The organism is bacterium (assembly GCA_036382775.1).
Classification (GTDB): Bacteria; Hydrothermota; Tepidihabitantia; order SM23-42; family JAOAFX01; genus DASVHD01.
The window spans coordinates 76,676-85,457 of sequence record DASVHD010000012.1; the positions used below are offsets into that span (position 1 = coordinate 76,676).

An 8,782-nucleotide genomic window follows, 5' to 3' on the forward strand; every position below is an offset into this window, starting at 1 on the left:
TCCTATTTTTACCTTTATTTTGACACCAATTCCACTGACTTTTTCAGCATTTTGTTAGGTGGGATCTCGATCGTCTCTTCATAAACCCTATAATTAGGATTGACCAGCTTCAGAACATGCTTCCCGGTTGAAAGTTTGATCGGCTCGGCAATGGGAGTCGTCTCAATGAACTTCCCGTCGATGTAGACATCGGCCCAGGGCTTGACCGTCAGCTTGAGCATTCCTTCGATATTTTCAAGTTTCACGTCGATCGTAACGGTCTGCCCCGGTTTGAAATCATAACTTTTTTGCCATACCTTGAGATTCGGGTTTTCAAGTTTGACCACATGCTGTCCTGAATTAACTTTAAGCGTGCCGGCAATGGGGGTTGTCTCAATGAACTTCTCGTCGATGTACACGTTTGCCCAGGGCACCACTGTCACCTTAAGATACGATGTGCCGGTTACCGGCTTAGTGACCACGGCCATGGTGACATTCAGACGCAGCGGCTTTAAGGCACTGACCGTCCGTTCGATCTCGGTCAATTCATATCCGGGTTTACTGAATTTAAACCGGTGGATGCCGAGACTGACGCTTTCCAGCGTGCACGGTGTCTTGGGGTCAAGCAGGATATTATCCAGATATACCGCGGCTCCGGTCGGGATCGACTGGATCACGACCTTGCCGAATTCTTTGCTTTTGACGGTCGCTTCCAGCACGAGCGCGGGATTAAGAACAAATGTATCGCCACCCTGTATTTCAAATGCCTGTGATACTGGTTTAAAACCAGCCTTTTTCAGTTCTAGCGCGTGCTGTCCTTTAGATACGCTGTCAAGAAGGGTCGGTGTTACCGCGCCACTGCTTTTCCCGTCGATGAATATATCGGCACTATCAGGCGTTGAGTTGACCCGTGCAAAACCGTAGAGCGGAACGGGAATGACTGGAGTTTTCCCCGGCTTCAGACCGAACACGACAAAAAGCACGATAGCCGCCACCGCGCCCCCGCCGATGATCAGGACCGGCAATGGTTTTATCCTCGCACCGCGTACCGGCTCTGTCTTTGCCTTGACCTTCGACTTTACCTTGGCTGCTACCGCCTTAACATCCTTTCGTTTCTTTTTCTCCTTCAGCTCAGCCACGTACTTTAACGCCTGGGCGTCCTGCGCGTCAAGATGCAGTATCTTCTCGAACTCAGCCAGGGCATCATTGAGCCGGTCTTCGCCCAAGGTCATGAAATAAAGCCCCCGCTCAAAATGCTTTTCCTTGCGTTTTTTCAGCAGGGCCTGGAACTGTTCGACCGGCTGTTTGATGAAATGACCAATGTCTTTTCGTAAAACCTCGGTTTTGGACGCGCGCATTATGGCGTTGATGCTGCTGCCGAAATCGGCGATGCTCTGCTGCCGCTGATCCGGGTCCTTGACCAGCAGGTGCTCGATGATCGCGCTGATCTCCCTGGTCAGCAGAGGGTTCGCTTCCACCGGCTTGGGCGGGACCACGGTCATGATCTCGTGAATGATCGATGAATAGTTCTCGCCCCGGAAGGGCTTGATGCCGGTGATCATTTCGTAAAAGACCACGCCCAGCGAGAAGATATCGGAGCGGTGATCGACCTTTTTGCCCCCGGCCTGCTCCGGCGACATGTAGGCAGGCGTCCCCACGATCGCGCCGGTCACCGTGACCGAGGTGAGATCCTGAGCCTGGGCTAGGCCGAAATCGGCGATCTTCACGACGCCGTCATAACCGATAATGATATTGGCGGGCTTGATGTCACGGTGCACGACCCCTTTTTCATGGGCGTGCGCCAATCCCTGGCTGATGTCATACGCGATCTTGAGCGCGATGTCCTGGGGAATGAATTTTACGGAATTGATCAGGTCTTTGAGGCTTTTGCCATCGACATATTCCATGGCGATGAAATACATGTCGTCGGACTTTCCGTAGTCGATAATATTGACGATGTTCTCATGCTTGAGATTAGCCGCGGCCTTGGCCTCTCTTTCGAACCGAGTGATAAAATCTTTGTCCTGGGCGAGATGGCCGTGCAGGATCTTGATCGCCACGATCCGGTCCAATGACACCTGGACCGCCTTGTAGATCGCGGCCATGCCACCGGTCGCAATGAGTTCTTTTATCTCGAAATTACGTATCGTTCGGTTTATCATAAATTTTTATTATAATTATAGCAAAACTATTATAATTAAATATATTATATAGTCAAGATAACTAAGGATTTCAGGGTATCTTGACAAGAGACAAAAATCTGATTAAAATATCACGAAATGGAGGCAAAATGATCATTATTCTTATCATTATCATTGTGCTCGTGATCATTGCCATCGCCATGTACAATGGCCTCGTCGTCAAGAGAACGAGAGTTGAAAATGGCTGGGCACAGATCGACGTACAGTTGAAGCGCCGCTATGACCTGATCCCGAACTTGGTGGAGACCGTTAAGGGTTACGCCGCGCACGAAAAAGAAGTACTGGAAAAAGTAGCCGAATTACGCTCGCGGGCAATGGGCGCCACCAATCCCAAGGAATCTGCCGACGCTAACAACATGCTGACCTCGACCCTTAAAACCCTGTTCGCCGTCGCTGAAAACTATCCCCAACTCAAGGCCAATGAAAACTTCATGCGGTTGCAGGAAGAACTGTCCGCTACCGAGAATAAGATCGCCTTCGCACGGCAGTTCTACAATGACGTGGTCATGGATTACAACGCCACTATCCAGAAATTCCCGCAGACCGTCATTGCCTCGATCTTCGGCTTCACTGCAAAAATATTCTTTGAAGCTCCGGCTGGAGAAAAAGAAGCGCCTAAAGTCAAGTTCTAGCCGCCGCCCGGACTGCATAAAATGCCTGAAAATCTATACCGCCTGATCGGCGCGAACAAACGCAAGACCTACATATTCATTTTTATCACGAGCTTATTCCTGGGCGCGCTTGGTTCCGCTATCATCTATCTCATGCATTGGGGGATCTCGGCGTACGTGTTATTTGGCATCTTCATCATTGTCTACAATATCGTGCTCTATTACAACTCGGACAAGCTCGCGCTTACTTCTACCGGCTGCGTACCCGCTGATCCCGAAGAGTTCAAACAGCTTCACAATGTCGTGGAGGAAGTATCCATCGCCGCGGGCGTGCCGAAACCCAAGGTTTACATCATGCCCACGCCCGGCCCCAATGCGTTCGCCACGGGCCGGAACCCGCAGCATGCGGCAATGGCGGTCACGACCGGTTTGCTGGAGATCATGAACCGCGAGGAACTGCAGGGTGTCGTCGCCCATGAAATGGCTCATATCAGGAACTATGATATCCTCCTGATGACCGTGGTGTCCGCGATCGGCGGGCTCATAATTCTCCTGCGGGATTTCTTCCTGCGCTCTATGTTCTGGGGCGGTGGTGGTCGGAAGCGCGACGACCGCCGCGGCGGCGGTCAGCTGGGACTGATACTGCTGGTCGTCGGCCTGGTCCTGGCGATCATCGCACCGATCTTTGTCGCCCTGATCAGGGCCGCCATATCGCGGCAGCGCGAATACCTTGCCGATGCTTCGGGCGCCTACATAACCAGGTATCCCCAGGGGCTCTCCCAGGCCCTGAACAAACTCAAAAACTCCTATGAACCAATGGCAAAGGCATCTCATTCCAACGCGCACCTGTTCATTGCCAGCCCTTTTGGCAAGGACCGGTTTGACGTAAGCAGCCTGCTGGCAACGCATCCTCCGCTCGAGAAGAGGATCAGCCGGCTGAACAGCCTGGTAGTATGAAATAGTCCAGTCTGTCAATACAAAATATGATCACGGTCCTGTTCCTTATCAGCTTTCAACTCGGGGAACGGCTTGAATACACGGCAAAGTACGGTGTCCTGAGCATTGGCACGATGGTCCTGGAGGTCAGCGACACCATGACCTGCGGCAACCAACCATGCTACCACATCGTCTCCCGGCTCACTTCGTCATCGAAGTTGGGGTTCATCTTTACCCTGAATGACACAATCCAGGTCTGCACGACGCTTGATTCCCTGCTGCCCGTATGGTATGAGGAGAGACTTCATGAAGGCAAGTACCACAACCAGGAGGCTCTGTTTTTCGACCAGCAAAACCACAGTGTGACGTACGACGATACCCTGAACTTAGAGACAATGGAAAATACCCGCGACCTGCTGAGTTTTTGGTACTATCTCAGAACTGTACCCCTGCAAGAAGGGGATACGATCATTGTCAATGTCCATAAATCAAAGCAGACATCGGCCATTGAATGCCTTGTGCTTGCACCGGAAAAGATCAAGACCGGCCTCGGTTCGTTCAGCGCGATCCGTGTAGCGCCCCAGACCCAGGGTAAGGGTATTTTCGGGAAAAAAGGCAGCATGGAGATTTGGTACGCGAATGACAGCTCGCGGTATCCGGTTCAGATAAAAACACGGTTCAAGTATGGCAGTATTATCTTCAAGCTTAAGAATGTCGAGCCATAACTTGAAAAGGTTCGCGATCATACTCGCCGGCGGTCAGGGCGAACGGTTCTGGCCCATGAGCCGGCCTGATATGCCCAAGCAATTCCTTACCATCTTCAACAACAAACCATTGATACAACAGACTCTGGAGCGCTTGAACCGCTTTTTCAAGAAAGAAGAAAGGATCCTGATCATTCCCCGGCAGCTCAAGACCATTACCCGTCGGTTCGCGAAACGATCAACGATCTTCATAGAACCGATGCGCCGGAACACCGCGCCGGCGATCTGTCTGACCGCCATGACCCTGGAACGCAAATACGGCGACGGCATCATGCACGTAATGCCAGCCGACCACATGATCTGTCCCACAAGTTTGTTCCTCAAAGCGCTTGCATGCGGCGAGGACCATGCGGTCAGGGGACGGCTGATCACATACGGTATCAAACCGACTCGGCCGGAAACCGGCTACGGATATATTAAGGTCGGCGATCGTGTCGATAAGAACAGGTCCCGTTCAAATGCCGTTGCGGTCTTTGCCAGCGAGGGGTTCATGGAAAAACCAACCCTGAGCCGGGCGCGCCAATACCTGAATGCCGGTAAATACCTGTGGAACGCCGGCATTTTTACATTTCGCATCAGCACCGTGCTGAGTGAGATCAAACAATACATCCCTGAGGTCTTTGAGGGCGTCAGTGCGTACCTGGCGACCAAAAATATAAGATATTTTGCCCGGATCCCTGATGTCTCGATCGATTACGGGATCATGGAAAAAAGCTCAAAGATCAACGTGGTCTTAGGCAAATTCATCTGGGATGATGTCGGCTCATGGTCTGCGCTGGGCAGATATTTCAAAAAAGACGCCCGCCATAACATCTGTATCGGCGATGCGATGGGTCTTGAAATGAAAGACACTTATATATATACTTATGGAGCACCAGTCAGGGTATATGGTGTCAATGGTCTGATTATAGTGGCGAGCCCTTATGGTACCCTGGTCTGCAAAAAAGAAAGGGCCGCCGATCTAAAAAAATTGTTGAAATTAAAAAACCGCAAATAAAGGAGGCTGAGATGAAGAAGCTCTTTACATTGGTGTGTGTCATACTCCTGGTTTCATGCGTCGCTAAGAAACCGATAGTAAAGACCGAGGGGCTTGAGGAAGTCGTGGTCTTCGGCGAGGATACTAGCAATGTATCTGAAGAAGCCGTCCTCCCCACCCCAACAGAACCGACCGTAGCCACCCTGCCGTTAGAGGAGATCGCGCCGCCGGTCAGCGGTGAAGTAACGCTGCCGCCAGCACCGGTCGAAGAGGTCGTTGTTCCTCCGCCCGTGATCGAATATACACCGCCGCCTGTCACCGAAGTCATGCCGCCGGTCGAAGAAGTAATTCCACCTCCGCCCGTGGTCGTTTATGCCCCGCCCCTTGAAGAGGTTTCTCTGGCCACTCCACCTGTGCCCCCGGTACTGGAAGAAGGCGGACCTATGGTCACATTGACCCCGCCGCCCCCGACACCTGCGACCGCTCCCAGCCAGATCTTCGGGTTCCGCGTGCAGATCTTCGCGTCATCAACGGAAAAAAATGCTAACCGCGTCGCCGATGACGCACGCAGCCCGTTCGGCGGTAAAGTATACATCGAGCACGTTGCTCCCTACTATAAGGTCAGGGTGGGTGATTGCCTGACTTCGGAAGAAGCGCAGGCAATAAAATCGAAAGCGGTTAATCTTGGTTTCAAAGGAGCGTTCGTCGTCGAAACGATGATCAATCCGTAGCCATAGATTATTTGGGCAATAGTTTAAAATTACTTCTAGCTACCAAGAATACGCACAAGCTGGAAGAGATAAAAAATATCCTCGGTAAGGCCGCGGGAATTACTTATCTCAGCCTCCATGATTTCCCCGGCTTTGCCATAAAGGAAACCGGAAGATCCCTCCTGCAAAACAGCCTTCTGAAAGCCGAGTTCGCGTTCAAGGTCACCGGCAATCCGTCCCTGGCTGATGATTCAGGACTTTTCATTGATGCGCTTGACGGCGAACCAGGAATCTTCTCTTCCCGTTTTGCTTCCACTGACCAGGCAAGGATCGATAAAGTCCTCAATATGATGCGGTCACGAACCAATAGAACTGCCCATTTCAGGGCGGTTTTTGTCTATTATTTTGCGCCGCAGCGATACCAGGCATTTGAAGGAATGTGCCCGGGTACCATCGCCCTTGAACCTAGGGGCGCCAATGGTTTCGGGTACGATCCGATCTTCATACCGGATGGACATAAGAAGACCTTTGCGGAGATGACGCCAAAGACCAAGAACCGCATCAGCCACCGTTACCGGGCGCTGCGTAAGTTCAAGGCTTACTTGCTGCGATAATCAGCCTAATCGTTCAAGGAGGGCAGTATGAGAAAAAATACCCTTTGCACCTTCCCGTTATGCTTCGCATTAGTTCTCATTCCGGTCATGTTGCCAGCCCAAAATGACGCGACGCCTCGAAAGCCGGAGCTATTATGCATCTTCATCGACTGTGAAGACTGCGATCTCGATTTCATGAAAACGGAGATTGATTTTGTGAACCACGTGACCGACCGCGCCGTAGCGGATCTGCATATTCTCATAACCACCCAGGAAACCGCCAGCGGCGGCACTGAATACACGATCATTTTTTTCGGACAAGGAAAATATGCCGGCATGACCGACACCATGACCTACATCGCTGGTTCGGATGATTCGGAGGATACGATACGCCGCGGTCTCGCTCAGCGATTGAAGATCGGATTGATGCGATACGTCGCGCAGACCCCAGTTGCCGACAATATCAATATTGCGGTGCGAAACAAAAATGTCTCAATTAATCCCGAAGACCGATGGCATAACTGGATATTCAGCATCGGTATTGATACTTACCTCAATGGCGAGAAATCCTACAAGTACAATTATATTTTCGGATCGATCAGCGCTAACCGCACGACTGAAAGCTGGAAATTGCGGAATGAGGTTTATTACGACTACACGAAAACCTATTACGCGATCGACGAGACGACAACGATACCCAGTTTGTCCAAGAGTTATGGTGTTGATGGTCTTGTTGTCAAAAGTTTCAATGATCACTGGTCAGCAGGTCTTTCAGCAGACATTTATTCAAGTACCTATTCGAACATTGAAGTTAGCGGTTCGGTTCAGCCGGCGATGGAGTACGATATCTTCCCTTACCGTCAAGCAACAAGCAGGGAAATCAGGGTACTCTATAACCCCGGTCTGCGTTATTATCAATATTTCGACACGACTATTTACGACAAAACCACCGAGATTATGCCGTTTGAATACTTGTCAATCACCCTCGACACCAAGCAGCGATGGGGTTCGGTTGCCATTTCTTTATCAGGCCGGCATTTCCTGCCTGATTATAAAAAAAACCGGCTCACGATCAACGCCGATCTATCACTGCCGGTAGTCAAAGGCCTGGCATTCACCGTAGCCGGATGGGCATCTCTCATCCATGACCAGATATCACTGCCAAAAAGGGGATTAACGCCCGAAGAGATCCTGCTCAGGATACGGCAGCAGGCCACGCAGTATCAGTACTATTCGAGCATCGGACTGAAGTATTCCTTCGGTTCGCGCTACAGCAACATCGTGAACCCCCGGTTCGGGGATTAAACGACCGGCCGGTTCGTTCCCGACCGATCAAGATTCGATACTAACGATCTTTTCCCGCGCAAACTCTCCCTTAATGATAGCGACCGAAGATCTGCTCACGTCGTAGTGGCTGGCGATCAATTCAATAAGCTCTTTGTTCGCTTTGCCTTTTTCCGGAACCGAACGCAACTTTACCCGCAGCGAGCCGTCAGGCATGACGATCAATTCCTGTTTTTTAGAACGCGGAATAACTTTGATTTTTATCTGGATCTTTTGAGGCATTTTACCTTCGGCCTGCGAATGACCGCACTGATCAGTTTCTTCCCAGACTGTCGCTCTCGGTATCGGTTTTTGGTTCCGAAAGATCCACGTACATCTGTGTTCTCCGACCGCGCACGGTCGGGGGAGCCATTTGCTGCCCTTCCAGCTGCTTTTCCAGTATGGTATCTTCTTCGGGCACGATCGTGTTCCCGGTCACGACCTTGATGATCTTGCCGGTTGAGTCGACGATGGCACGGACCACCTGATTTTTAGGCACTTCGAGCTGGGCGACCGCGGCCGGAGCGCCCTGACCGCCGGTACCTGCCGTCATTGTCTCCACTTCATCGGCTTTGCCCGCGTCGACATCCTTTCTGGATTCCGAAGCTACGAGCGGACCAAGTTCCACGTCTTCGATCTCTCTTGCCAGTTCGCCGCCGCTCTGTGACGGTGCTGACGGAGGCGGCGTG

Annotated in this window: 10 protein-coding genes; 7 read left to right on the forward strand and 3 right to left on the reverse strand. The window is 51.4% G+C overall.

Features of this window, described 5'->3' with window-relative positions; genetic code table 11:
• Window positions 1-14 precede the first annotated feature (14 nt).
• A complete protein-coding gene (locus VF399_02485; GenBank protein ID HEX7319208.1) occupies window positions 15-2,141 on the reverse strand; it encodes a serine/threonine-protein kinase in 2,127 nt (708 codons plus the stop codon).
• A 128-nt stretch (window positions 2,142-2,269) separates the two neighbouring features.
• On the opposite strand from VF399_02485, the gene VF399_02490 reads away from it, so the two are divergent.
• Genes VF399_02490 through VF399_02520 form a run of 7 tightly spaced genes read left to right on the forward strand, consistent with a single transcriptional unit; the run spans window position 2,270 to window position 8,075 of the window.
• Complete coding sequence (locus tag VF399_02490; GenBank protein HEX7319209.1) at window positions 2,270-2,812, forward strand: LemA family protein; 543 nt, start codon at window positions 2,270-2,272, stop codon at window positions 2,810-2,812.
• A 21-nt stretch (window positions 2,813-2,833) separates the two neighbouring features.
• Window positions 2,834-3,748: a M48 family metalloprotease gene (locus tag VF399_02495; GenBank protein ID HEX7319210.1), complete on the forward strand. Its 915-nt coding sequence runs from the start codon at window positions 2,834-2,836 to the stop codon at window positions 3,746-3,748.
• 26 nt (window positions 3,749-3,774) lie between these two features.
• Entirely contained in the window at window positions 3,775-4,452 is a 678-nt protein-coding gene (locus tag VF399_02500; protein ID HEX7319211.1) for a DUF3108 domain-containing protein, read from the forward strand.
• The gene (locus tag VF399_02505) at window positions 4,439-5,488 is read left to right on the forward strand and encodes a sugar phosphate nucleotidyltransferase (GenBank protein HEX7319212.1); all 1,050 of its coding nucleotides are present in this window, start codon (window positions 4,439-4,441) and stop codon (window positions 5,486-5,488) included. Before VF399_02500 ends, VF399_02505 begins: the two co-directional genes overlap by 14 nt.
• Window positions 5,489-5,499: 11 nt before the next feature.
• Complete coding sequence (locus tag VF399_02510; protein HEX7319213.1) at window positions 5,500-6,198, forward strand: SPOR domain-containing protein; 699 nt, start codon at window positions 5,500-5,502, stop codon at window positions 6,196-6,198.
• Window positions 6,199-6,209: 11 nt separating this feature from the next.
• Window positions 6,210-6,791, forward strand: coding sequence for an RdgB/HAM1 family non-canonical purine NTP pyrophosphatase (gene rdgB, locus VF399_02515; protein HEX7319214.1), 582 nt, complete (start codon window positions 6,210-6,212; stop codon window positions 6,789-6,791).
• Between the two features lie 27 nt (window positions 6,792-6,818).
• Window positions 6,819-8,075 (forward strand): hypothetical protein, encoded by a 1,257-nt coding sequence (locus tag VF399_02520; protein ID HEX7319215.1) that lies wholly within the window; start codon window positions 6,819-6,821, stop codon window positions 8,073-8,075.
• Window positions 8,076-8,102: 27 nt separating this feature from the next.
• Here VF399_02520 and VF399_02525 read toward each other — a convergent pair whose 3' ends face one another.
• Window positions 8,103-8,336, reverse strand: coding sequence for a DUF167 domain-containing protein (locus VF399_02525; protein ID HEX7319216.1), 234 nt, complete (start codon window positions 8,334-8,336; stop codon window positions 8,103-8,105).
• Window positions 8,337-8,367: 31 nt separating this feature from the next.
• The coding region (locus tag VF399_02530) for a hypothetical protein (GenBank protein ID HEX7319217.1) at window positions 8,368-8,782 on the reverse strand (415 nt) is incomplete at its 5' end.